This window comes from Curtobacterium sp. AB451 (genome assembly GCF_050585845.1).
Taxonomy (GTDB): Bacteria; Actinomycetota; Actinomycetes; order Actinomycetales; family Microbacteriaceae; genus Curtobacterium.
On the sequence record NZ_JBOBQG010000002.1, the window covers coordinates 442,230 to 466,005 of the forward strand.

Annotated in this window: 20 protein-coding genes; 6 read left to right on the forward strand and 14 right to left on the reverse strand. The window is 70.7% G+C overall.

Annotated features, from left to right (window positions below; translation table 11 throughout):
• The first annotated feature begins 35 nt into the window (after positions 1-35).
• The 5 genes from ACQXVK_RS05970 (at position 36) to ACQXVK_RS05990 (ending at position 8,794) form a co-directional block, all read left to right on the forward strand.
• Complete coding sequence (locus ACQXVK_RS05970; RefSeq protein WP_430853010.1) at positions 36-1,046, forward strand: glycerophosphodiester phosphodiesterase family protein; 1,011 nt, start codon at positions 36-38, stop codon at positions 1,044-1,046.
• 12 nt (positions 1,047-1,058) lie between these two features.
• A complete protein-coding gene (locus tag ACQXVK_RS05975) occupies positions 1,059-3,506 on the forward strand; it encodes an ATP-dependent helicase (RefSeq protein WP_430853011.1) in 2,448 nt (815 codons plus the stop codon).
• 94 nt (positions 3,507-3,600) lie between these two features.
• Positions 3,601-5,049, forward strand: a complete 1,449-nt coding sequence (locus tag ACQXVK_RS05980; protein ID WP_430853012.1) for a pyridoxal phosphate-dependent decarboxylase family protein — start codon at positions 3,601-3,603, stop codon at positions 5,047-5,049.
• The gene (locus ACQXVK_RS05985; protein ID WP_430853013.1) at positions 5,046-6,440 is read left to right on the forward strand and encodes a lysine N(6)-hydroxylase/L-ornithine N(5)-oxygenase family protein; all 1,395 of its coding nucleotides are present in this window, start codon (positions 5,046-5,048) and stop codon (positions 6,438-6,440) included. Before ACQXVK_RS05980 ends, ACQXVK_RS05985 begins: the two co-directional genes overlap by 4 nt.
• Entirely contained in the window at positions 6,437-8,794 is a 2,358-nt protein-coding gene (locus tag ACQXVK_RS05990) for a GNAT family N-acetyltransferase (RefSeq protein WP_430853014.1), read from the forward strand. The genes ACQXVK_RS05985 and ACQXVK_RS05990 overlap by 4 nt, the downstream gene beginning before the upstream one ends.
• Positions 8,795-8,949: 155 nt before the next feature.
• On the opposite strand, the gene ACQXVK_RS05995 is transcribed toward ACQXVK_RS05990, so the two are convergent.
• The 5 genes from ACQXVK_RS05995 to ACQXVK_RS06015 are packed head-to-tail and all read right to left on the reverse strand — an operon-like array spanning position 8,950 to position 17,079.
• Complete coding sequence (locus ACQXVK_RS05995) at positions 8,950-9,585, reverse strand: pyridoxine/pyridoxamine 5'-phosphate oxidase (protein ID WP_430853015.1); 636 nt, start codon at positions 9,583-9,585, stop codon at positions 8,950-8,952.
• Positions 9,586-9,603: 18 nt separating this feature from the next.
• Complete coding sequence (locus ACQXVK_RS06000; RefSeq protein WP_430853016.1) at positions 9,604-10,254, reverse strand: hypothetical protein; 651 nt, start codon at positions 10,252-10,254, stop codon at positions 9,604-9,606.
• Positions 10,251-11,831, reverse strand: a complete 1,581-nt coding sequence (locus ACQXVK_RS06005) for a nicotinate phosphoribosyltransferase (protein WP_430853017.1) — start codon at positions 11,829-11,831, stop codon at positions 10,251-10,253. Before ACQXVK_RS06005 ends, ACQXVK_RS06000 begins: the two co-directional genes overlap by 4 nt.
• A complete protein-coding gene (locus ACQXVK_RS06010; RefSeq protein WP_430853018.1) occupies positions 11,828-12,658 on the reverse strand; it encodes a ribose-phosphate pyrophosphokinase in 831 nt (276 codons plus the stop codon). The genes ACQXVK_RS06005 and ACQXVK_RS06010 overlap by 4 nt, the downstream gene beginning before the upstream one ends.
• 50 nt (positions 12,659-12,708) lie before the next feature.
• Complete coding sequence (locus tag ACQXVK_RS06015) at positions 12,709-17,079, reverse strand: FtsK/SpoIIIE domain-containing protein (protein ID WP_430853019.1); 4,371 nt, start codon at positions 17,077-17,079, stop codon at positions 12,709-12,711.
• 234 nt (positions 17,080-17,313) lie between these two features.
• On the opposite strand from ACQXVK_RS06015, the gene ACQXVK_RS06020 reads away from it, so the two are divergent.
• Positions 17,314-17,937 carry a hypothetical protein gene (locus tag ACQXVK_RS06020; RefSeq protein ID WP_430853020.1) on the forward strand — a complete coding sequence of 208 codons (624 nt, stop codon included), beginning with the start codon at positions 17,314-17,316 and terminating at the stop codon, positions 17,935-17,937.
• A gap of 42 nt (positions 17,938-17,979) precedes the next feature.
• Here ACQXVK_RS06020 and ACQXVK_RS06025 read toward each other — a convergent pair whose 3' ends face one another.
• From ACQXVK_RS06025 to ACQXVK_RS06065, 9 genes are all read right to left on the reverse strand, one after another.
• Entirely contained in the window at positions 17,980-18,225 is a 246-nt protein-coding gene (locus ACQXVK_RS06025) for a hypothetical protein (protein WP_022908348.1), read from the reverse strand.
• Positions 18,226-18,258: 33 nt separating this feature from the next.
• Positions 18,259-18,909, reverse strand: coding sequence for a hypothetical protein (locus ACQXVK_RS06030; RefSeq protein WP_430853021.1), 651 nt, complete (start codon positions 18,907-18,909; stop codon positions 18,259-18,261).
• A complete protein-coding gene (locus ACQXVK_RS06035) occupies positions 18,900-19,475 on the reverse strand; it encodes a hypothetical protein (RefSeq protein WP_022908346.1) in 576 nt (191 codons plus the stop codon). Before ACQXVK_RS06035 ends, ACQXVK_RS06030 begins: the two co-directional genes overlap by 10 nt.
• Before the next feature lie 579 nt (positions 19,476-20,054).
• Positions 20,055-20,597, reverse strand: coding sequence for a hypothetical protein (locus ACQXVK_RS06040; RefSeq protein WP_430853022.1), 543 nt, complete (start codon positions 20,595-20,597; stop codon positions 20,055-20,057).
• A gap of 9 nt (positions 20,598-20,606) precedes the next feature.
• Positions 20,607-21,200, reverse strand: a complete 594-nt coding sequence (locus ACQXVK_RS06045) for a hypothetical protein (protein WP_430853024.1) — start codon at positions 21,198-21,200, stop codon at positions 20,607-20,609.
• Positions 21,194-21,844 (reverse strand): hypothetical protein, encoded by a 651-nt coding sequence (locus ACQXVK_RS06050; protein WP_148287051.1) that lies wholly within the window; start codon positions 21,842-21,844, stop codon positions 21,194-21,196. Before ACQXVK_RS06050 ends, ACQXVK_RS06045 begins: the two co-directional genes overlap by 7 nt.
• Positions 21,841-23,049 (reverse strand): putative T7SS-secreted protein, encoded by a 1,209-nt coding sequence (locus ACQXVK_RS06055; RefSeq protein ID WP_022908341.1) that lies wholly within the window; start codon positions 23,047-23,049, stop codon positions 21,841-21,843. Before ACQXVK_RS06055 ends, ACQXVK_RS06050 begins: the two co-directional genes overlap by 4 nt.
• A complete protein-coding gene (locus tag ACQXVK_RS06060; RefSeq protein ID WP_148287050.1) occupies positions 23,046-23,339 on the reverse strand; it encodes a hypothetical protein in 294 nt (97 codons plus the stop codon). The genes ACQXVK_RS06055 and ACQXVK_RS06060 overlap by 4 nt, the downstream gene beginning before the upstream one ends.
• 109 nt (positions 23,340-23,448) lie before the next feature.
• Positions 23,449-23,742, reverse strand: a complete 294-nt coding sequence (locus ACQXVK_RS06065) for a WXG100 family type VII secretion target (protein WP_022908339.1) — start codon at positions 23,740-23,742, stop codon at positions 23,449-23,451.
• Between the last annotated feature and the right edge of the window lie 34 nt (positions 23,743-23,776).

Consider the following 23,776-nt stretch of genomic DNA (forward strand, 5'->3'; position numbering starts at 1 on the left):
TCCCGGCGTGCACCTGCGGTCGCTAGGGTGCGGCCATGACCCTGGTGATCGCCCACCGTGGCGCGTCCGGCTACCGTCCCGAGCACTCGCGGAGCGCGTACGAGCTCGCGATCGAGCTCGGCGCGGACGCGATCGAACCGGACCTCGTGCCGACGAAGGACGGCGTCCTGGTGCTCCGGCACGAGAACGAGGTCTCCGGCACGACCGACGTCGCGGACCGCCCCGAGTTCCGGCACCTCCGCACCACGAAGACCGTCGACGGCCAGACCGTGACCGGCTGGTTCACCGAGGACTTCACGTGGGACGAGCTCCGCACGCTCCGGACCCGGGAACGGCTGCCGGCCCTGCGTCCGGGGTCGGCGGAGCACGACGGCGAGGAACCGGTCCTCCGGCTCGAGGACCTGCTCGGGATCCTCGACGCGGCTCCGCGGCCGGTCGGGCTCGTCGCCGAGGTCAAGCACGCCGCGTTCTTCGACCGGGCCGGCCTCGCGATGGCGCCGCTGCTCGACGGGGCGCTCGCGGACGCGGGGTGGCGACGGGACGAGCGGCTCACGATCGAGAGCTTCGAGAAGGGCGTGCTGCGCGACCTGCGGGCGCGGGGGACCGGTGGTCGCCTCGTCTACCTCCAGGAGGCGCGGGGCAGCGCCGCCGACGAGGTCGCGTCCCACGGGTCGCTGGCCCCCACGTACGCGGCCGAGCGTTCCGACGAGGCGCTCGCGTCGTTCGCGACGGAGTTCCACGGCATCAGCGTCGCGCTCGGGACCCTGATGGCCGGGGTGGACAGCGTGGCCCTGACGGACCCGACGCCGGTGCGGAGCGACATCGTCGACCGCGCGCACGGGGCCGGGCTGGCCGTGTACACCTGGACGCTCCGGCCGGAGAACCGCTTCCTGCCGGCGCCGCTCCGTCGCGGGGGCGAGGTCGCGGCGTTCGGCGACTGGGAGCGGTGGTTCACCTCGGTCGTCCGGACCGGGGTCGACGGGGTGTTCGCCGACCACGCCGACCTGGCCGTGCTCGCCCGCTCGGCTGTCGGGGGCCCGGCCTAGACTGTCCCGGACATGACGATCGTGCTGGACCCATTCGAGTCGTCCCCGGAGCACGGGGGTGGCGCCGCTGCCTACGAGGACCCGTTCACCGCGGGTCTGAACCCCCAGCAGAAGGAAGCCGTCGAGTACCGCGGCGAGTCCCTGCTCATCGTGGCGGGTGCCGGTTCCGGCAAGACCAGCGTGCTGACCCGGCGGATCGCCCTGCTGCTCGCCAACCGTGAAGCCTGGCCGTCGCAGATCCTCGCGATCACGTTCACGAACAAGGCCGCCGCCGAGATGCGCGAGCGGGTGCAGGCGCTGGTCGGACAGGCGGCCGAGGGCATGTGGATCTCCACGTTCCACTCGGCGTGTGTGCGGATCCTCCGGCGCGAGGCCGAGCGGTTCGGGTTCGCGCAGTCGTTCACGATCTACGACTCCGCCGACTCGAAGGCCCTGCTCAAGCGGATCATCAAGGAGCTCGAGGCGGACTCGCTCGGGCTGACCGTCGGCGCCGCGGCCTCGAAGATCTCGAAGCTCAAGAACGAGCTGCAGGACATCGACTCCTACGCCCGGAACATCAACGCGAACGACCCGCAAGAGGTCATGTTCACCGAGGTCTTCCGTCGCTACACGAACGAGCTGCGCCGGGCGAACGCCTTCGACTTCGACGACCTCATCGGCCAGACGGTGTTCCTGTTCCGTGCCTTCCCCGAGGTCGCCGCGCTCTACCAGCGCCGCTTCCGGTTCATCCTCGTCGACGAGTACCAGGACACCAACCACGCGCAGTACGCCCTCATCCGTGAGCTCACGCGGCCGGTCCCGGTCGAGCAGGTGGACAAGCTCGAGGACGCCGGGCAGCACGTCGCCCGCATGCGCGAGGCCGACGGGTCGATCGCCCCGGCGTCACTGACGGTCGTCGGCGACTCCGACCAGTCCATATACGCGTTCCGTGGGGCCGACATCCGCAACATCGTCGAGTTCGAGCGGGACTTCCCCAACTCGAAGGTGGTGCTGCTCGAGCAGAACTACCGGTCGACGCAGAACATCCTCGACGCGGCGAACGCCGTCATCGCGAACAACTTCGACCGGCAGGCGAAGAACCTGTTCACGGACGTCGGAGCGGGCGACAAGATCGTCGGGTTCACGGGCTACACCGGCCACGACGAGGCACAGTTCGTCGCCGACGAGATCCAGCGCCTGCACGAGGACGGCATGTCCTACCGCGACATGGCGGTCTTCTACCGGACGAACTCGCAGACCCGTGCGCTCGAGGAGATCTTCATCCGAGCGGCGATCCCGTACCGGGTGCTCGGCGGCACGAAGTTCTACGAGCGTGCCGAGATCAAGGACGCCATGGCGTACCTGATCACGGTCGCCAACCCGGCCGACCCGATGGCGCTCCGTCGGGTGCTCAACGTCCCGAAGCGCGGCATCGGAGCGGTCACCGAGACCACCCTGCAGCGCTACGCCGACGAGCACGAGACGACGATGCGGGACGCCCTCCGGCACGCCGACGAGCTCGGGTTCGGGCCGAAGGTCCGGAACGCGATCACGGCGTTCGCGGCCCTGCTCGACGACGTCTCCTCACGGGCCGAGACCCAGCCCGTCGTGGACACGCTCACCCAGCTGCTCGACGGCTCCGGGCTGCTCGAGAACCTGCGGAAGTCGCCGGACGCGCAGGACGCCGCCCGTGCGGACAACATCGACGAACTCGTCGCGGTGACCCGAGAGTTCCAGAAGAACAACCCCGAGGGCACCCTGTCCGACTTCCTGACCGAGGTCTCCCTCGTCGCCGCGGCGGACGAGCTCGACGACTCGTCCGGCACGGTGTCGCTCATGACGCTCCACACGGCGAAGGGCCTCGAGTACGACGCGGTGTTCCTGACCGGCGTCGAGGAAGACCTGCTGCCGCACCGGATGTCGGCGAACGAGCCGGGTGGCCCGTCCGAGGAACGCCGGCTCTTCTACGTCGGGATCACCCGCGCGAAGAAGTCGCTCTTCCTGTCGCTCGCGATGACCCGGGCACAGTTCGGCGACGTCAACGTGGCGATGCCGTCCCGCTTCCTGCAGGAGATCCCCGAGGGGCTCATCGAGTGGAAGCAGTCCCCCGGCATGGCGAACAGCCGCGGTGGCACCGAGCCCCGCGCGCTCAACGCCCGACGCGGCGGCGGCATCGGCGGAGCCGGCGGCGGTGGCGGCTACCGCGGCGGTGGTGGCTGGGGCGGTGGCTCGTACGACCGGGCTGCGGCGGCGCAGAAGACCCGCCCGAAGACCGAGTGGGCGAACCGGGTGTCCGGGCAGGTCCGCGACAACGGGGACATGGAGCTCGTCGCCGGCGACCGCATCAAGCACGTCGACTTCGGCGAGGGCACGGTGTCGGCGGTGACCGGCATCGGTGCGAAGCGAATCGCCGAGATCGCGTTCGACTCGGCGGGCCGCAAGAAGCTCCTCATCAAGATCGCGCCGATCGAGAAGCTCTGAGGCGCTGACCTCCTGACACCGACGCGCCCGGCCGGCCCGGGGGTGTGCTGCTGCACGTGACAATCGCCGCCAGGTGAGGTTAGCCTTACCTAACGTGACAGCCCTCATCGAATTGCTGACCTCTGCCAACGCCGAGCGCTACCGCACCGCTGTGACCGAGACGGTCGACCGGCTCGCGGACCGCATCGCCGCCGTCGATCGGCCGACGACCGACACCCCGGCGGACGTCCTGCGGGCTCGTGTGGCCGCCGTCGACCTCGACGCGGAGCCCCTCGGGACCGACCGGGCGCTCGCCGAGCTCGACGACCTGTTCGTCCGCGAGGCCGTGTGGTTCCACGACCCGGCGTCCCTCGCCCACCTGAACTGCCCGGTCGCGCTGCCGGCGGTCGCGGCGGAGTCGGTGCTCGCCGCCGTGAACACCTCGGTCGACACCTGGGACCAGTCGCGGATCGGGACGGACATCGAGCGGCACGTGGTGTCGTGGCTGGCCGGGCGCATCGGGTTCGCGGACGGTGACGGGGTGTTCACCTCGGGCGGGTCCCAGTCGAACCTGCAGGCGCTGCTGCTGGCACGAGAAGCAGCGAGAGCAGCGGTCGGGACGGCCCCGGTGCTCACCGTCTTCGCCACCGCCGAGTCCCACTTCAGCGTCCGCAAGTCCTGCCGGCTGCTGGGCCTCGCCGACGACGCCGTCGTCGACGTCCCCACCGACGACGCCGGCCGGATGCGTGCGGCGGCCCTCGCCGAGGCGATCGTCGCCGCGCGACACGACGGCCGCACGCCGATGGCCGTCGTCGCCACGGCCGGCACGACCGACCGCGGCGTGATCGACCCGCTCGAGGCGATCGCCGACGTGTGCGACCTCGAGGACGTCTGGCTGCACGTGGACGCCGCGTACGGCTGCGGGCTGCTGGTGTCCCCGACCCGGCGGCACCTGCTCGCCGGCATCGAGCGCGCACGGAGCGTCACGGCCGACATGCACAAGTCGTTCTTCCAGCCGGTGTCGTCGAGCGCGCTGGTCGTCCGTGACCCCGCCGACCTCCGGCGGACCGCCTGGTACGCGGACTACCTCAACCCCGAGGACGCCGCCGAGCCGAACCAGGTCGACAAGTCCCTGCAGACGACCCGGCGGTTCGACGCGCTGAAGCTCTGGGCGACGCTGCGGGCGACCGGGGCCGGGGCGATCGGCCGGGCGTTCGACCAGGTGATCGACCTCGCCGCCGCGACGCACGCGATCGTCGACGAGCACCCGGACCTCGTGCTCGTCGCGCCGACCGACCTCAGCACCGTGCTCTTCCGGTGGCAGCCCGCCGGCGTGACCGACGCCGACGCCGACGCCCTGGTCGCCCCGATCCGTGCCGCGCTCCTCGCCGAGGGACGGGTGCTCATCGCGAAGACCGTGATCGCCGGTCGGCCGTGCAACAAGCTCACTTTGCTCGACCCCGGGACGACGACGGACCAGCTGCGCACGGCACTCGAGCACGTGGCGGCCACGGCGGCACGTGTCCGCGCGACGACCGCCGCACCGGAAGGAGCCGCGCGATGACCGCCGCCGACACCCGCCGGACCGCCGACCGCCCCGTCCACGACGTCGTCGGCATCGGCATCGGACCCTTCAACCTCGGGCTCGCCTGCCTCGCCGACCCGCTCGACGACCTCGACGCGGTGTTCCTCGACGCCGCCGACGGGTTCGCCTGGCACCACGGCATGATGCTCGACGACGCCACGATCCAGGTGCCGTTCCTGGCCGACCTCGTGACGATGGCGGACCCGACCTCGCCGTTCTCGTTCCTCGCATGGCTCAAGGAGACGGGGCGGCTCTACCCGTTCTCCATCCGCGAGGACTTCCACCCCCTGCGCAGCGAGTACGACGCCTACTGCCGGTGGGCCGCCGACCGCCTGGACACGCTCCGCTGGGGACGCCGGGTGACGGCCGTCGAGCACGACCCGGCGACCGACTGCTTCACGGTGCACGCCGAGACCGATCAGGGTCCCGAGACGTACCGCGCACGACACGTCGTCGTCGGCATCGGCACCGAGCCGGCCGTACCCGCACCGCTGGCGGACCTCTCCGGCCCGGTCGTCCACTCCGCCGAGTTCCTGCCGAACCGCGAGGCCCTGCGGACAGCGGGGAGCATCGCCGTCGTCGGCAGCGGCCAGTCCGCCGCCGAGGTCTACCGCGAGCTGCTCGAGGACGCCCGGCACGACGGGTACCGGCTCGACTGGATCACCCGGTCGCCGCGGTTCTTCCCGATGGAGGACACGAAGCTCACGCTCGAGATGACGAGCCCCGAGTACACGGACCACTTCCACGCCCTGCCCGAGGCCGTGCGGGACCGCCTGGGCCGCGAGCAGCGCGGGCTCTACAAGGGCATCAGCGCGGACCTCGTCGACGCGCTGTACGACCAGCTGTACCGACTCAGCGCGCGGGGCCCGGTCCCGACGTCGCTCCGCACCGAGACGAGCGTCGTCGACGCCGAGTGGCTCGCCGACCGGGGCACGTACCGGCTGACGCTCCGCCACGAGCAGCTCGGCGAGACGTACACGCACGAGGTCGACCGCCTGGTCCTCGCGACCGGGTACCGCCCCCGGGCCACGGACTTCCTCGACCCGGTGGAGCACCTCGTCGCGCGGGACGCGCGGGGTCGCCTGGCGGTCGCACGCGACCACCACGTCGACACCCTGGGCGGCCGCATCTGGGTGCAGAACGCCGAGGAGCACACGCACGGGCTCACCGCGCCCGACCTCGGCATGGGCGCGTGGCGGAACGCGTCGATCCTCCGGTCCGTCACCGGACGCACCGTCTACGGCCTGGAGGCGCGGATCGCCTTCCAGGAGTTCGGCCTGCCCGCCTCGGCCCGCTGCACGGCACCGGGCCGTGCCCCGGACGGCGCGCCGCCCCGGCGCGTGCGCGAGCACGCGGAGGCGTCCGCATGACCGTCGACGCGACCACGCTGCCCGACGTGACGCCCGATGCCGGGGCCGAGCCGCGCCTCCTGGCCGTCGAACCCGTGGACCCGGACCGTGACGCCGCGCTCGTCCGGTCGTGGCTCGCCCACCCCGCGTCCACGTGGTGGGGCATGGGGGACCTCGACGTCGACGCGGTGCGCACGTACCTCGCGGGGGTCCAGGCCGACCCCGCGCAGGCGGCGTGGCTCGGCCGCCGAGACGGCGTCCCGGTCTTCCTCGCCGAGACGTACGACCCGGCGCGGGTCCTGCTGACCGACGTGTTCGCCGCCCGACCGGGCGACGTGGGCATGCACCTGCTCCTCGCCCCACCGCCGACCGAGGGCCGCGTGCACGGCCTGACGAGCGCCGTCATGCGGACGGTCGTGGAACACTGCCGCGACGTCCTCGGAGCGCGCCGCGTCGTCGTCGAGCCCGACGTCCGGAACACCGCGGTGCACGCGAAGAACGCCGAGGTCGGGTTCCGGGTGCTCCGCGAGGTCGACGTCGACGGCAAGCGCGCCCTGCTGTCCGTGCTCGACACCGACCGGATCGGGGTGCCGGACGACGACGGCCCCGCGGCGCACCTCCGACCGGAGCACCTCGCGCCCGCCGAACGGCACCTCGTGGCGAAGGCGATCGCCGAGTTCACGCACGAGCGCCTGGTCGCCCCGCAGGCCGACGGCGCCGGGTGGCGGCTCGACGCGGGGGAGTCGACCTACCGGTTCCGGGCACGGCGGCACCTGCTCGAGCACTGGTCGATCGACGAGGCGTCGCTGACCCGCACCCGCTCCGGTGCCGCGGCACCGCTCAGCGCGCAGGACCTCGTGCTCGAACTCCGGGACGTCCTCGGGATCCCCGATGCGCTGTTCGGCACCTACCAGGACGAGATCGCCTCGACCCTCGCCAGCGCTGCCGCGAAGCGCCGGCGTGGCGGTCCGTCCGCCGCCCAGCTCGCCCGCGGCCGCACGACCGGTCCGGACGCCGTCGTCGCGTCGTTCCAGGACGTCGAGTCGGCGATGACCGAGGGGCACCCCGCGTTCGTGGCGGCGAACGGGCGGATCGGGTTCGGGCTCGACGAGTACCGCGCCTACGCGCCCGAGGCCGGCGGTCGGTTCCGCTACCGCTGGCTCGCGGCACGCCGGGCCTGCACGCACCTCGCGCTCGCCGCGGACCGCACCGAGCGCGACCACTGGGCGGCCGAGCTCGACCCGGCGACCACCGCGGGGTTCCGGGCCGTCCTGGTGTCCCGGGGACTCGATCCGGACGACTACGTCTGGATCCCCGTGCACCCCTGGCAGTGGCAGCACCGGATCGCGGTGACGTTCGCGCCGGACCTCGGGCGGCAGGACCTGGTCGACCTCGGCGAGGGGCCGGACGAGTACCAGCCGCAGCAGTCGATCCGGACGGCGTTCGACCGCTCCCACCCGGGGCGCTCGTACGTCAAGACGGCGCTCGCGGTGCAGAACATGGGGTTCCTGCGGGGGATGTCGCCCGCGTACATGCGGAACACCCCGGCGGTGAACGACTGGGTCGCGACGCTCGTGTCCGCGGACGAGACACTGGCCGGCGCCGGGTTCTCGGTCCTCCGGGAACACGCGGCGATCGGCTACACCGGGGACGCCCACCACCGGGTCGACGTGCCCGCACCGCAGCGGAAGATGCTCGCGGCGCTGTGGCGGGAGAGCCCGCTGCCGCGGGTGGCCGAGGGCGAGCGGCTGATGACCATGGCCGCGCTGCTGCACCGGGACGCCTCGGGTGACGCCGTCGTGTCGGCGCTGATCGAGGCGTCGGGCCTGCCGGCCGACGAGTGGGTGCGGCGCTGGCTCGACGCGTACCTGCTGCCCGTCGTGCACTGCCTGACCGTGCACGACCTGGTGTTCATGCCGCACGGCGAGAACCTCGTGCTCGTCGTCCGCGACGGGGTCGTCGTGCGCGCGCTGATGAAGGACATCGGCGAGGAGGTCGCGGTGCTCGGGCGGCACGACGACCGCCCGGTGCCCGCCGACATCGAGCGCATCGTGCACCCGGTCGACGACGACGAGGCGGCGCTCGCGGTGTTCACCGACGTGTTCGACGGGGTGCTGCGCTTCGTCGCGGCGATCCTCGACGACGACGGGGTGCTGCCGGAGTCTCGGTTCTGGCAGGTGGTGGCGGAGTGCGTCGATGCGCACGCCGCCGCACACCCGGAGCGCCGTCGGCCGCTGGACCTGCGGGTGCCGGCCTTCGAGCACTCGTGCCTGAACCGGTTGCAGCTGCGGAACACGCTGTCCATGGTCGACCTGGCGGACCAGTCGTCGTCACTCATCCGGGCGGGGGCGATGCCGAACCCGATCGCCCGGTAGGCGCGGGCGCGGCCGGGCTCGGGCTCGGCGCGGCTCGGCGCGGCGCGGCTCGGCGCGGCGCGGCGAACCAGGAATCCGACATCGAACCAGCGCGAGCGGCTGGTTCGATGTCGGTTCCGTGGTTCGACGTCGGGCGTAGCGGGCCGCTACGCGCGCTACGGCTGCAGCCGCGTCGCCGACCAGGCGCCGTCGGCGAGCACGTACTGCAGCCGTCGGTGCATCCGGTCGCGGCTGCCGTGCCAGAACTCCACGATGTCCGGCTCGAGCCGCCACGCCACCCAGCCCTCGGGCCGCGGGACGTCGTCGTCGGTCTCGTCGAGCAGGACGTTCGCGTCGTCGATCAGGTCCGCGAGCGTCCGCGGCTCGAGGACGGCGGACTGGTCGGCGATCGCGGTGGCGGCACGGGACTTCGGCGACCGGTCGGCGAACAGCGCGTCCGACTCGGCGTCGGACAGCTGCACGGCACGCCCCTCGAAGCGGAGCTGCTGCATGGTCTCGCGCCAGTACACCTGGAGCGCCGCGTGCGGGTTCTCGGCGAGCTGGCGACCCTTGGGGCTGAGCGTCGAGGTCCCGAAGACGAGCCCGCGGTCGTCGAGCCGCTTCACGTCGACCGTGCGGGCGGACACGCGGCCGTCCGCCCCGGCAGTGGCGAGAGTCATCGACTTCGGCTCGGAGACGTCGCGGTCGTCGGCGGCGTCCAGCCACTGCCGGGCGAGGTCGAGCGGCGAGGCCGGGGGTGCGTCGAACTCGGGCAGGTGCAGGGAGTCGTCACCGGACAGGGAGGAGGACATGCCTCCACCCAACCGCGCTCAGTCCAGCCACGCCCAGGCTGCCGGGGGACGTCCGCCGCGGGGCCCGGCGCTCGCAGGGGCGTCGACCCGTGTGAGCGCGGGGTTCGACCGGAGCATCCGGTTGAGGTTGCCGGGGTCCGGGGCCGTGCCGGTGACCGCTGCCCGGAGCCGACTCGCGTCCGCGGTGGTGAAGCGCTCGCCGAGCAGCGCGCGGGTGAGCGGCAGGTCCGACCAGAGCCGGAGCCGGAGGTGCTCGAGCGCGGAGCCGACGATCCGGTCGTGGTCGAAGGGCAGGCCGAGCGGGAGCGCGTCCACGCCGTGCCAGGTCGCATCCGGACCCGCGAGCGCGTCGACGACGGCGAGGAACGCGATGCTGATCGCGGCGCTCCGCGGATCGCGGTCGGGTCCGTCGAACGCACCGACCTGCGCGATGTGGCGCACCGCCGTCGGGCCGGTCCCGGCCTTGGTGCGCAGGGCGCGCAGTGCACCGTCGGCGAGGATCTCGGGACCGTCCAGGAGCACGCCGGGCAGCGCCTCCTGGCCCGCATACGGCGCGTACTGCCGACGCGCGGTGGCGACCCGCAACCCGTCGCCCGTCGTGAACGACACCGGGACGACGTCGATCGCGATGAGCGGCTGGTCGCGGGCCGCCGAGGGGGCGTCGGTCACGCCGACGCCCGACGGGTCGCGCGCTCGGCGCGTGCGCGGCTGAGGGTCGCTCGCACGTCGGCGAAGGACTGGAGGCGCGTGAAGCGTCCGTCGACCCACACCGGCTGGAGCAGGCTGGTCGCCTCGTCGTCGGCGGTGGCCTGGTCGGTCTGCCGGATCTCGCCCGTCTCGTCGCGGTGCAGGGCGATCCGCCCCTTCGCACTCTTCTTGCCGCTGCCGGTCTTCGGGTCCTTCTGGATGTCGACGGGCTCGCCGTCCACCAGTGCCCATGTCGCCTTCACGGCGCTGCCGAGGTTGTCGCGGGTCATGTACTGGTACGTGTACGACCCGATGCCGAGCACGATGTTGTCGCTCGCGTACCCCTTGGCGGCGAGGCGCTCGTAGATGCGGCGGGCACGGTCGAGGGTGATGCTGTCGCCGTAGATCACGCCGATGTGCTGGTCGAGGATCTTGAAGCCCTGGTCGTTCACGGTGTGGCCGAAGATCTCGTCGAGGAGCTCGACGACGCCCTTCTCCTCGTGGCTGCGGGCCGGGTCGCTCAGCGCAGCGGTGTCGACCCCGTGCACGGTGCCCGTGACGATGTCGACCGGGTCGCCGGAGTCCGGCCGGATGACGAGCTTGCCGTCGCGGCCGGTGATGCGGTCCTTGAGCGCCGGGAGCGTCTCGGTGACCACCTTGAAGAGGTCGAAGCCGTCGCTGACCGCCGACACGATGCCCGTCGGGTAGACGTCGAGGATCTGCTCGAACGTCGCCAGCTCGCCGTCGGCGCCGCGCACGCACATCACGCTGTGCTCGGTGGCCGGGACGCTCGCGGCCACCCAGCCGTTGTCGCCCGGGTAGTAGCGGGCGATGAAGTCGAGCGACGGCATCGAGTCGGTGCCGAGGAACGAGAGCAGGTGCCCGGCACCACCGGCCGCAGCCGACTCGATGCTCGACTGGCCCCGGAAGGAGAAGTCGTGCGCGGCGAAGTCGATGCTGGCCGGGTCGGCACCGGTGCGGGCGGCCCAGTCCTCCATGAGGTCGCGGTACTCGAGCGCCGTCGTGGCGACGGTCGACGGGTGCCAGATCGAGGCCGAGAGCGCGGTCTCGATGTAGTTCGGCAGCCAGAAGAACTCGTCGACGGTGTTCTCGACGGTCAGGGTGGCGACACCGATCGGCGCGAGCGTGCCCTCGGGCAGCGCCCGGATCTCGAGCGGCAGGTACCCGAGGCGGTGCAGCGCCCGGACGTGGTCGGTGCCGATGTGGTTCGGCCCGAAGTACCCCTGGAGCGCCTGCTCGAACAGGTCGGCGACCTCGTCCTCGTCGGCCGCGAAGAACGGTGCCCACGCCTCGACGAGCGAGCGCTGGATGAACGCCTGCAGGCCGAACACGACCGCGTGGGTCGACTCGGGCATGTGCGCGTTCGAGCGGTTCGTCCAGTTGATGAGGATCCGCGTGGTGCCGGCGGGGTAGACCTGCCGGTGCGAGTGCTTGTAGCCGTCGACCGCCAGCAGTGGTGCGATCGGACTCGCCGTCGTGATGCGCGGTTCGAGGCCGGTCGTCGTCGTGTCGGTGGTGGTCGGTTCGGTCGCGGTCATCGGATCTGCTCCGTCAGGGTGGGGGTGAGTTCGATCGTGCGCAGGCCCTCGATGGCGTTCTGCGCGGGGTAGGAGTCCGTCGTGACGATCTCCCCGAAGTGCTCGGCGAGCTGCGGGGCCCGACCGGAGAAGACGCCGTGCGAGACCCAGAGGCCGAGGCGCTCCTTCGGCAGGCCGGTGGCGCCGGCAAGGCCCATGAACGTCCCGCCGCCGTCGCAGATGTCGTCGACCACGAGCAGTCGTCCGGTCTCGGGAAGCGGCTCGCAGGTGAACCCGTCGAGCTTGCCGGTGTCCGGGTTGCGGTGCTTCTCGGCACGGAACACCGGCAACCCGCAGGCCTCGGCGACGGCGGTCGCGCGTGCGACGGCGCCCTTGTCGGGGGCGATGATCCCGCTGTAGTCCGACCCGGCGACGACGTGGTCGCGGACGACCGTCTCGCTCGTGACCACGGTGAGCCGCTCCAGCAGGTCCACGATCACCGGCGAGTGCGGGTCGAACGCGATGACCTGGTCGATCCCGAAGCCGTTGACCACGTCGGCGTAGACCTTCGCCCCGAACGGGAGCCCGCGGTCCTGCCGGGCGCCGGGCAGGTAGGGGATGAGTGCGACGGACCGGGATCCGCGCTGCCGGACGGCGTCCGCCCACATGCCGAGCATGAGGAGGTCGTCACCGTTCGTGCCGCGCAGGGTCGCGATCTCGATGAGGTCCCCCGCGTCGGCGTCGTGTGCGACCTTGACGTGTGCTTCACCGGCGGGGAACCGCATGGTGGAGAACGTCGGTGTCGCCTGGGTGCCCCGGGTGGTCCGGGTGCTGAGTTCGACTGCCATGACCCGACCGTACCACGGTATTTGTCAGTGTGACAAGAACTGCCGCGAGATCAGGGAACCGGCACCTGGACCGACACCAGCTCGCCGTCGCCGAGGTGCACGAGGGCAGAACCGACCTGCACGCGTTCGACGATGCTGCTGCGCGGCAGGCGCATGCCGAGCAGGTCGCCCTCGGTGATCGTCTGCGGGCTGAGGAGTGCCCCGGACCGACGCCGCTTCATGTCGACCTGCCAGCCCGTGAAGCCCACGCCGAACTCGGCCGTCAGCCCCGCCGCGACGATGGCCTGCCCGTTGTCCGCCGCGCTCTTCACGAAGCCCTGCAGCCAGCTCTTCGCGGGTGCGTCCTTGACGAGCTCGGCGTCGTCGATGACGAGGACCCGGCGGCCGGGTTGTCCGTCGAACAGCGGCGCGAGGTCGTCCTCGGTGACGTCGGCACCCTCGTGCGCGCCGAGGACGCCGGGCTCGGACGCGAGGGCGCGCAGGGGTGACTGCCGCGGGGTGACGAGCACGATCTCGCCCCCCTCGCGCAGCACCGACCGTGCGATCGAGAGCAGGACGGAGCTCCGACCGGACTTCGCGGGACCGCCCACGACGAACGAGCCCGCGGCCGCGAGGTCCGGCCCGATGGCGGTGAGGTCGTCGCCGCCGATGCCGACGAGGCCGAACAGCTCCGCGTCGTCGTCGCGCATCTCCCACGCCCGGTCGAACGGCACCGGTCCGGACAGCTGGTCGACGCGGAACGGCCGACGCGCACGCTCGACCGCGCGGTCGCGCTCGGTCGCGAAGGTCGCGAGGGCGGTGATCGCCGCAGCCTGCGACTGGCCCGTGCCGGCGGCGGCGAGCAGGGCGATCTGCGTCTCGGTGGCGGACTCCGACGCGAACGCCCGTCCGTCCGGGACCTGCTCCGGCAGCTTGCGCGGGTTGAGCGACGCGAGGCCGTAGTCGCCGCGGTCGGAGAGCCGGAGGACGAGCTTGTCCTCGACCAGGGTCGCCATCCGGCTCGACAGGAGCTGACGGTCCCCGGTGACCACCAGGTGGATGCCGACGCTCGCCCCTTCGCGCAGGAGGGTCATCACCTGGTCGGTCGGTGCACCGTGGTCGAGTTCGCCCAGCGAGCCGACGAACCCTTCCCACCGGTCGAGCATGAACACGATGTGGGGCAGCCGGTCGGAAGGGACGACCGCGGCGGCACGCTGCTCGACGATGCTCGCGAACCCGCCGTCGGCGAGGACCTGCTGCCGGCGGGCGAGCTCCTGGGTGAGCTTCGTGAGGAGCCGCTGCGCGCGCTCGGTCTGCACGCGCTGCACCACGGCGCCGGCGTGCGGGAGGGCCTGGATCGGCAGCAGCGCACCGTTGCCGCAGTCGAGCGCGTACACGTGGACGTCGGCAGCCGAGGTGTTCCGGGCGACCGCGGCGGCGATCGTGCGGAGTACCTGCGACCGACCGCTCCGCGGAGCACCGACCACGTAGAGGTGCCCGTCCGAGTCGAGGTCGAGGCTCCGGACCCGCTGCGCCTGCTCGGCCGGGAAGTCCTGCAGCGCGAAGGGCAGTGGGCCGACCCGGGCGTCGGTCGTGCTGCTGTCGTCGAGCTCCCACGCCCGGTCGTTCAGGTCGGTGAAGAGCAGCGTCTCCGGCAGGGCGTCGAGCCACGGACGGTAGGGAGCCGGTCCACCGAGCTCGGTCGCCGCCTCGGCCACCGCACCGACCAGCTCCTGCAGGTCGGTGCGTTCCTCGGCCTGCAGTTCCTTCGACTTCGGTGGTGCCGGCGGAGTGGTGCCGAGCGACGACCACGTCACGGTTCCGGCCCAGACCTGCTTGCGTCCGGTCGACAGCCCCGGACGCCGTCCGCCGACCCGACCGGCCTGGAACGGCAGCAGCGCACCGGCGCCGAGCCGGATGTACCCGCGGCCGGGTGTGCTCTTCTGGATCTGCGCCGCGTCGCCGGCGTCGATGACGTCGGTGCTCTCGCTCGAGTCCGTGACCCGGAGCGCGATGCGGAGGTTGGTGTTCGCGCGGATGTCGTTCGACACCACACCCGTCGGACGCTGCGTGGCGAGGATCAGGTGGATGCCGAGTGACCGGCCCCGCTGCGCGATGTTCACCAGGCCGGTGACGAAGTCCGGGAGCTCGCGCACGAGGCTCGCGAACTCGTCGATCACGATGAGCAGGCGCGGCATCGGTGGCAGGGGCTCACCGCGGACGAGCCGGTCGACGTAGTCCTCGATGTCCTTCGCGGCGGCGTCGGCCAGCAGGTGCTCGCGGCGGCGGAGTTCGGCGCCGAGCGACTCGAGGGCGCGCTCGACCAGGTGCGTGTCGAGGTCCGTGACCATGCCGACCGTGTGCGGCAGCGGCGCGAAGTCGCGGAACGCCGCACCGCCCTTGTAGTCGATGAGGACGAAGTTCATGCCCTCCGGGGTGTTCGTCGCCGCCAGGGACGCGACGATCGTCTGCAGGAGCTCGGACTTGCCCGACCCGGTCGTGCCGGCGACCAGGCCGTGCGGGCCGTCCTTGCGGAGGTCGAACGCGAACGGGCCGTCGAGGCTCTCGCCCACGACCACCTCGGTGGTGCGCGCACGCACGTTCCACCCACCGGTGATCGCCCGCGCAGTCGGCGGCTCGAGCAGCATCACGTCGAGCAGTCGCGACGAGGACGGGAGCCCACCGGCATCGCTCTCGTCGTCGGCGTCGACCATCGGCGCCACCGCCCGGGCGACGGTCTCGAACCAGCCGTCCGGGATGCGGTCCGGTCGGACGTCGGTCACCGTCGCCTGACGCTGGGCGGCGACGCGGATGCGCTCCGGACCCACCGTGACGACGACCGAGCACTCCTCGGGCAGCAGACGGGCCTCTTCCTCGATGCAGATCGCCCGGACACCGACCGCGGGGCCCTCCTTGAGGATGCGGATCAGGCCCGGCAGTGCGCGCAGCCGTCGAGCGCCGTCGAGCACCACGACCACGTCGGGACCGGGGATCCCCCGGACGTTCGACTCGCGCATCGCCCGCTGCCGTGCGTCGATGAGCTGCCCGATCTCGGCCACCCGAGCGCCGAGCGTCTCGGCGTCGTTGCCGATCGCGATGACGGCGTCCTGCCCGAACCCCGGTCGGGCCTGCGGCACCCAGCGCAGCCAGGCCCACTCGTCGGCGGACTGCGCGTCGGTGAGCACCACGAACTGGGTGTCCCGCGGGCTCTGCAGCACCGCGAGCTGCGCCACGAGCCACGACGTGAGGTGCCTCGTGTGCTCGTCGCGGCCGGCGACACCGACCACGCCGTGCTCGCCGAGGTCGACCACGACCGGCACGTCCTCGGCCAGCTTGTCCACCGCACGCCGGTGCTCCAGCGCTGCCGGGTCCTCGAGCACGACGCCCGACGGTACGTCCGCCGTGCCGACGCGCAGCGTCAGGTAGTCCGGGTCGGTCCGCCGACGCTCCCACAGCCGGGCGCGACGGCGCAGGGCGATGTCGAGCACCGTCGCAGGATCGGGCGCGCTGGTGCGTGACTCGCGCTGGTACCGGACCACCGCCTCCAGGGCGTCCGCCTCGACCGCCTTCTTCGTTTCCTCGTACTCGGCGACACGCTGCCGGTGCGTCTTCTTGCCGTTGCGGCGGTCCCACCAGGCGTTGCCGAACATGATGATCGGGGACATCAGGCCGAAGGCAAGGTAGGCGACGTTGTGGAAGATCGAGATCATCACCGCCGCCATGCCGAGCGGTGCGAGCGCCGCGATGATCGGGATGGAGCGGCGCGACTGCTGCCCCGGCGTCGCCGGCAGCTTGAAGACCGTCGGGGTCTCCTCCGGCAGCAGGCGCGGCGGCCGGGTGTAGTCGAGCGTCCCGCCACCTGGCGTCAGCGTGATCGCCGCCCGGTCGGCGTCCGGGACCGCGACCGACAGCAGCGTGTCGCCGATCGTGACGACGCTGCCGGGCTCGACGGGCGTCTCCTCGTCGAGCTCTGTGCCGTCGAGGAGGACGCGAGAATCGCGCGTCGGGATGATCGAGAACCGCCGGTTGAGGTCGAGGCGCAGGATCGCCGCGTACTCGGGCGCGGTCCGGTCCGGCAGGTGCACCGTGGCGTCGGGAGCGGAACCGACGTGTGCGATGCCGGCGTCCAGCACCACGACCGTGCCGGCACCGGGTCCACCCACGATGCGGACGCTCGGCAGGTCGGACGGCAGCGGCAGGACCGGTGCGGGGGCACCGAAGGTCAGGCGGGACCCCTCGAGCAGGACACCGTCACCGAGCCGGGCGTGCGGGGTCGTCGGGACGGCGTCGACCGCGACCTCGACGATGGACTCGGCGCTCAGGCCGAAGCGGCGGGCGACGATCTCGACGACCTCGCCGAGGACGGTGTCCTCGTCGCACTCGACCACGAAGTCCGCGGTGGCGTCGGTCGGCAGGTGGGTCGCGGTGAACGTCAGGCGCACGCGGCACCTGCCACGTCGTGGGTCCTGGTCGTCGCGGAGCACCCCGTCGAGGCCCCCCGCAGCGTCGTGCTGCCGCTCATGGGTCGATTCTCGCAGGTTCCTGCGACGTGCAGGCCGGGTTGCGCCCGGCTTGTGGATGAGCGGTCGGGCTGGAGGCGCGGTGCGGGGGAGCGGGGCAGCTCACCCATGCGCGCGGTTGCAGGCTCAGCGCGGCGGGTCGCTATCCTTCGTGCTGTGCACGACGCCCCACCGGAGATCCTGGAGTTCAGTCCGGTGCAGCTCTCCAAGTGGCGGATCATCTTCGGCGGTCTGGGGCCGACAGCGCTCTGTGCACTGATCGGCGGCATCGTCGTGCTCTTCCCTGCTGGCAGGAGCGCCGCGATCGGCCTGGCGTTCTACGGTGCGCTCTACGCGGTCATGGTGTGGCCGGCGATCGGCCTCGCCGTGTGGCACCGCAGGGTCGCGACGATCCGGATCACCGACGATGCGGTCGAGTTCCGAGGGATCGTCCGGCGCCGACTCCTCCCGCGGGACGCGGACCTTCGCTGCCTTCGGTCGGCGTTCGACAACTGGCCCGTCAACGAGATCCTCTTCATCGTCCACGGCGGTCGCCGCAGGCGTCGGATCAGGATCGACTCCTGGAACTGGACCACGCCGAGGATCCGCGAGATCAGCGGGGTGCTGCGTGCTCGGACGCGTTTGCCGAGCAAGGCGAAGAAGATCGAGCAGTTGGTACCGGGTGCCACCCGCTACTGGGAGCGGTCGCTCGTGAAGCTCTTCGCGTTCATCTTTGCGGGGTGCTTGTTGGCGATCATCGCGGTCGTCATCGTGTTCGGGGTCATCTTCCCGATGGGGTGACACCGACCTGCGCAGCGTCTGGACATCGGTCCGGACGGGTCGTCATCGTCCGCCACGCGCTCGACGGGATGACCGCAGGTGGCGGCTCCCGATGCTGACGCCGACGACCAGCGCGAACGCCCACACGATGTACCGGATGAGCCACGCGGTCGGTCCGTCCCAGGGGCCCGTGTCGTACTTGCCTCCTGGGAGGAGTGAGACGCCGACACCGATCGCGAGCACGATCACCGTGTCGCGGGTGAATGCGGCCCAGCGGCGTCCGGGCGTGAGGGGGCGTCGTCGTGTCATGGCTTCCTTGGTGGTGCGGTTGTCGTCATTGCGTCACTGGGAGTCCGGGTTGAGCACCAGCCCGAGCGCGAACTGGTCGACCAGTGGAGCAGCGAACGACTCGTCGGCACGTTTCGGGATGAAGGTTGTCAGCACCGCGGTCAGCGGGTCGGGCAGCTGCGGGATCGGCTGCACCCAGCGGATCGTCGTGGCCGGGACCGCACGGCGCAGGAGTGAGCGTCCTGGTGTCTTCGCCCGGTCGAGGATGCGCGTGGCCGGGCCGAGCGCCGTCACGCAGGTCGACACATCGGGATCGCCGGTTCGTCCGGCGAGCGGGAGCAGTGCGTCGTCGACCGCCTGGGCAGCAGGATCCAACCCAGGGAAGTACTGGATGACCGTGTACGCGAGTACCTCGACCGTCGGAGCGTCCGTCGTCAGGACGAAGAAGTCGTGGGCATCGACCTCGTCCCGCAATTGCGCCAGTTTGGTCATGGTCGATTCGAGCGACGATTCCAGGCGCTTCGGGACCGGCCACTGGAGGTGACTGATCACGTTCGCTGTCGCGGCGCGCCCGGTGGTGGTCGGGTCGCCCTCGATGAACTTCGTCCAGGCGTTGACGTAGTCGAATTCGAGTCCCATCAGATGCTCTCCGTTCTCGGTTGCCCGGTCACTTCGGCAGTCGTCAGCGACGACGCTCACGCCCAATCGACACGCACATCGCGCAGAAGCTCGTCGAGCATGGGCCGAGCGAGGGCGCTGTCGTTCTCGTCCGGGACGAAGAAGGACACGACCACCGTGAGCGCGTTCAGGCCGTCGACGATCGGGATGATCGCACGAACGACCTGCATCACCGGCCGCCCCCGGCCGCCGGTGCTGCGTTCCCGCATCTCCACGAGCGTTGCTCTGCCGAGGGGCAGATCCAGTGTGCCGACACTGGCGTCGCCGATGCCGGACGCCCGCGGTGCACGAGCGTCGTCGATGAAGGTGTCCGCGCGGTCGACGCCGGCGACGGTGTGCACGACCGCGTACGCGATCGCTCGGACCGTCGGCGCCGTGGTCGAGAGCACGAAGCAGGTCTCCGCCTTCGCCGCGGTCTGGAAAGCGGCGATGTCGCGCACGACCGTTCGGAGCACCGTGCGTTCTCGACGCTTCGGCCGCTGCTTCGCCTGCGCGAGAGCGTGCTCCACCGCTGCGTCGGTGACGTCGTCGATCTGACCCTCGTCATCGAGCAGCGTCCAGGCTCGGTTGTAGTTCCAGAGCAGGCGGATCATCCCTGTCCCTCCACTGCACCGCGTCCGACCTCTCGGTGGTTCCCGGTCAGCGTCGTTGCCCGAGCAATGCCGCTGCGAGCAGTCTGACTCATCGCACGGAGATGTCCTGCGCGAGCCGGAATGACGACTGCACGACCGCCAAGTCGTGGCCATCGTGATCGATCCGGATCATCTCTCGCGCAACCGACTGCGAAGTGGATCTGCGGCCTTATCTGACCATCGACGTGGTCGAGTCCCGTCACGTGCGCTCCGTTCTCGGTTGCCCGGTCGATTCCGCAATCGTCGAGGAAGACATGAGTCGGTCGAGGGAAGAACGGATCCGCCGTTCGATCGCGTTGAACTTGCCCCTCCCTCAGCGCATCCGCCGACCGGGCTGCCGAGACCGCCGTCTGAGATGACGGCTGCCGACGAGGATCGCGATGCACAACGTCACCGCCCACTCGACGTACCGGACTGTCCAAGCGGTTGCGCCGGCCCACGGGCCGAGATCGTACTTGCCGGGGAGCAACGAGACACCGACCCCGATCACCGCGATGATCAACGCGTCTCGGAAGAACGCCTTCCATTGCCCTGCTCGGGTCATGCTGCGCGAAGCGCCTGGGCCAGGTTCTCGATGTCGGGCTGCAAGTCTTCGAGGTACTCGGGCGGGACGTCGACTCGGAGCTGCACCGCGAGGTCTCCCACGGGGAAGGACGCGACCCACCCTGCCGAGCTGCCGCGCCGTTCGAGTGGCGCTCGGAGACCTTCGACCCCAGGTGCGATGGTCGATGGCTCCGGGGCCCCGACCGTCACATCCTGGCTGTCTCCTGGGCCGACGAACTCCTCGAGTCGTTCGTCGAGGCTTGAACCTGCCTCGGCCCATCGCACTCGGACCATGAGGACTTCATCCGGGAGCTCGGCGAGATGCACGAAGTACTGCTCGACGGGCGACGAGATCTGAGCGACAGATCCGAGCAGCGTCTGCAAGAACATCTGCTTCGGGTGTGGGCTGAAGAGGCGTCCTGGAAGGAGGTCACGAACCGTCGGCTGCGCCCACTTCATGATCTTCTTCGTCGACAGACCGCCCAGATCATTGGGGATCGGCAGCCATGCTTCCGCCGTTCCCGGGACTGAAATGCGCATCAGGCTCCTTCATTTCGGTACGACGGCCGCTGGACCACCGTATTGCAGCCTGAGGGCGGACACGAAACGGTCGACCGGATCGGCGAGTTCGGTGAGTCGGGTCAGATCGGTGTCCGCGTACGACACTCGGACCACGATCCCGGCGACGTCGAAGGCGTACGTCACGACCCCGGTGAGTGTCCGGTCGTCCGCTGCGACGAGGAACCGGACCGAACGGACGCCTGGACCGAACGCCGCGGTCTCGAAACCCTCGAGGACTGGTGGTTCGACGGCGGCCGGGTCGGTTGCGCCCACGACTTCGGCAAGATCAACGGGGGCGCTGTCCCGTTCGACAGCCAGGACCCGGACGATGGCGAGATCGGCTGTCAGGGATGGGAGGTACAGGGCGCGAAGCTCCGAGTCCGGTGTCGACGCTGCGATGGCTGCGAGGGACATGGCCAGCCACTCCGCTGCCTGTGGTCGCTCCGCGGTACGCTCTCGCGCTGTCGAGGCAGCCCACTCGTGCAGCTCGTGGGCGGTGCCGAACGATTCTTTACCAGGAGGAATGATCCATTCGCTGCCGACGTCCCCGATCACCACGCCGCTGGCGACCTGGCTCACCATGCTTCGTGTGCCTCCGCGGGAGGGACAACGGCTCCGGTGTGATCGACCCATCGGAACGTGCCGAGCATCGCGTCGAACAGATCCGACAAAGCGTGGACGACGTTGCGCTCGGACTCGGCTCCCGGACGATCGCCACCGGTGTCGGTCACGACGTTGAAGACGAGGGCGAGCACGAATGCATCCTGCCCCGGCACCTGCAGAAGTGCTGTCTCCCGCGCTAGCACCTCGGCGCTGTCCTCGACAGTTCGTTCCGAGTCCCCGAGCGTCGTGCTCACGACGCCGACAGAGCCGCCGATCGACCGAACTCGGGCTCCGTCCATCGTGAGTCGCGCGAGGAGCAGTTCCTCCACGCCGTGGTCATCGGACGGCACGACCTCGACGCGGGCGACCGTGATGCTGGCAGCGATCGCAGTCCCCGGCAACGGGCCCTGTGTCATGTACGTGTCAAGTAAGCGGCCGTTCGGATCACTCGCGAGGGCGGTGTCGAAGAGGGAGCCGACCGACGCTCTCCAGGAGTTGTCGGCACTGTCCTCGACGACCGAACCGATGACGTCGAGCATGCTTGCCCGGTCGCCGATCGGGATGTGGACCCACCCCGCAGGTACTGCCATCGCGTACGACGAGATGTCCTGTGCGGCGGTCACCACGAGGCGCCGATCGGCAAGGTCGTCCTCCGCACCAGCGAGTTCCACGCCGGCACGTAGTCCTTGAGCCAGCCGGCGCCGTCGAGACCCATGCCGGTCCATCCGAGACCCGTGCCCGTGCGGATCCAGAACTGCAACCGCTCGACTGCTTCGGCACTCTGTCCCGCTGCACCGACGCGGGAGCGGGCGATCCACTGCGCCATCTGGGCGATGTCCTCGTCTCCCGCCGCTGCGAAGCGGTACCAGGGGCGGATCCCCTCGGTTGCGATCCGGTTGAAACTGCGGTTCACCCGGACAACTGCGTTCGCGACGTCATCACCGCCGCGGACCAGACCACCCACGCGCGACATGCCGACCTCCGCCGTCGCAGCTCGTGCAGTTGACACGGCGAGCTTCCCGGCACCGAACGTTGCGAGTCCGATGAAGTCCAGACCGACGTCCGCCCAGGAACCGGTCCCGGCAGCAGCCTTCGCGGAGTCACCGACGGTCGCTGCCGCCATGAGGATGAGTGCAGCTGCGCCGAGCCACGATGTGAGCGGGAAGAGGAGCGCGGCGATCGCAAGGACCGTCCCGGCGAACTGGACGACCTTGAGGACCACCGAGATCCACTCGTCGTTGTCCTTCATCCACTGCTTGAAGTTGTCCCATGCGCCGTCGTCGAGACCGTCGTCCACACTGTCGTCGATCTTGGCAATCGCGCGTTGCGCCGCGGTCTCGAGTCCCTCGAGCGCGGACTGCATCATGCCCGCTGCGCGCGCCGCCTCCGCGTGAGCACTCTCGGCCCTGCTTCGCTGCGTGTCCGAAAGAGTCTGGAACTCCTGCTGCTGGTCTGGGTCGGTCGAGGAGTTGGCGAGGTCTTGGTACTGGTCCTGCGACCGGGTAGAGGACTGAGCCTCTGTCTGGCTCTGGTCGTGCAGGCGGCTGGCAGACGATGCTTCGTCGATCGCGGTCGACAGTGCTCCGGCGTACTCGTTCAGCGCGTCGCCCGTGCCCGAGTAACGACCTTCGGCACGGCCGAGCTTGTCGGCGAGATCCCCGGCCTTCTTGAGGAAGGCCGTGACCGCCTTGCTCTCCGAGTCGGATCCATCGAGTCGTCGCAACGTGCTCGCGGCACCGCTGATAGCTGAGGCCACCTGGTGGTACTGGCGCGCCATTGCCTGGACCGCGCTCGGGTCACCGGACGGACCCGCCACGAGCGCACTCACTGCTCACCCGCGATGGACTTCACGAGCTCGGTCTCCGAGTCGTCGAACGCGTTGTCGATGTTGAGCGCCATCTTCGCGAGCTTCTCGATCGATTCGCTGAGTTCGCGGCGGTGGCTGTCCCACCCCGAGGAGAAGGACCGGATCCGCCTGGCGAGCTCGGGATGGCCGACAGCATCGGCTGCGTCTCCAGAGTGCTGATCTGCGTTGTCGAACTCGTGCTTCACCGCACTGAGGTCGCTCCAGAGCGACTCCATCTTCGCGCCTTGGTAGCGCAGGGTCCCGCCTGACACTGTCTTCCTCTTCCCCCGGGTTCATGCCTCGCTGTGAGAGCTCGCCGCCCCTGCGGCGAGAGCGGTGGCCGGCACCCCCGGGCGCCGGCCACCGTCGTGCTGGTCCTGACTAGCCGATGCTCGAAGCGAGCTGCTCGTCCGTCGACTCGAGCGTGTTCGCCGCGCTCTCGAGGAACCCGGCCATGCCGTCGATCGCCTGGATCGTCTGCGTCGCGCCGGAGTTGAACTCCGAGTACGTCGCGTCGAAGGCCTTCGACGACTTGTCGGTGACGTAGCCCGACGACACGAGGTTGTCGATCTGGCTCTTGAGCTGGGTCAGCTGGTCCTCGATGGACTTCTGGCCGTTGCGCAGCTGCGAAGCCTGGTTGCGGAGATCGTCGTAGGTGACGTTGACGTTTGCCATGTGCATACCCTCCCGATGCGGTATTTGATGTACC

Excerpts from the sequence above, each read along its gene's own strand:
- ACQXVK_RS05970 (WP_430853010.1), top strand. The coding sequence starts at position 36 with ATGACCCTGGTGATCGCCCACCGTGGCGCGTCCGGCTACCGTCCCGAG.
- ACQXVK_RS05975 (WP_430853011.1), top strand. The coding sequence starts at position 1,059 with ATGACGATCGTGCTGGACCCATTCGAGTCGTCCCCGGAGCACGGGGGT.
- ACQXVK_RS05985 (WP_430853013.1), top strand. The coding sequence starts at position 5,046 with ATGACCGCCGCCGACACCCGCCGGACCGCCGACCGCCCCGTCCACGAC.
- ACQXVK_RS05990 (WP_430853014.1), top strand. The coding sequence starts at position 6,437 with ATGACCGTCGACGCGACCACGCTGCCCGACGTGACGCCCGATGCCGGG.
- ACQXVK_RS05995 (WP_430853015.1), bottom strand. The coding sequence starts at position 9,585 with ATGTCCTCCTCCCTGTCCGGTGACGACTCCCTGCACCTGCCCGAGTTC.
- ACQXVK_RS06005 (WP_430853017.1), bottom strand. The coding sequence starts at position 11,831 with ATGACCGCGACCGAACCGACCACCACCGACACGACGACGACCGGCCTC.
- ACQXVK_RS06010 (WP_430853018.1), bottom strand. The coding sequence starts at position 12,658 with ATGGCAGTCGAACTCAGCACCCGGACCACCCGGGGCACCCAGGCGACA.
- ACQXVK_RS06025 (WP_022908348.1), bottom strand. The coding sequence starts at position 18,225 with ATGACACGACGACGCCCCCTCACGCCCGGACGCCGCTGGGCCGCATTC.
- ACQXVK_RS06035 (WP_022908346.1), bottom strand. The coding sequence starts at position 19,475 with ATGATCCGCCTGCTCTGGAACTACAACCGAGCCTGGACGCTGCTCGAT.
- ACQXVK_RS06040 (WP_430853022.1), bottom strand. The coding sequence starts at position 20,597 with ATGCGCATTTCAGTCCCGGGAACGGCGGAAGCATGGCTGCCGATCCCC.
- ACQXVK_RS06045 (WP_430853024.1), bottom strand. The coding sequence starts at position 21,200 with ATGGTGAGCCAGGTCGCCAGCGGCGTGGTGATCGGGGACGTCGGCAGC.
- ACQXVK_RS06065 (WP_022908339.1), bottom strand. The coding sequence starts at position 23,742 with ATGGCAAACGTCAACGTCACCTACGACGATCTCCGCAACCAGGCTTCG.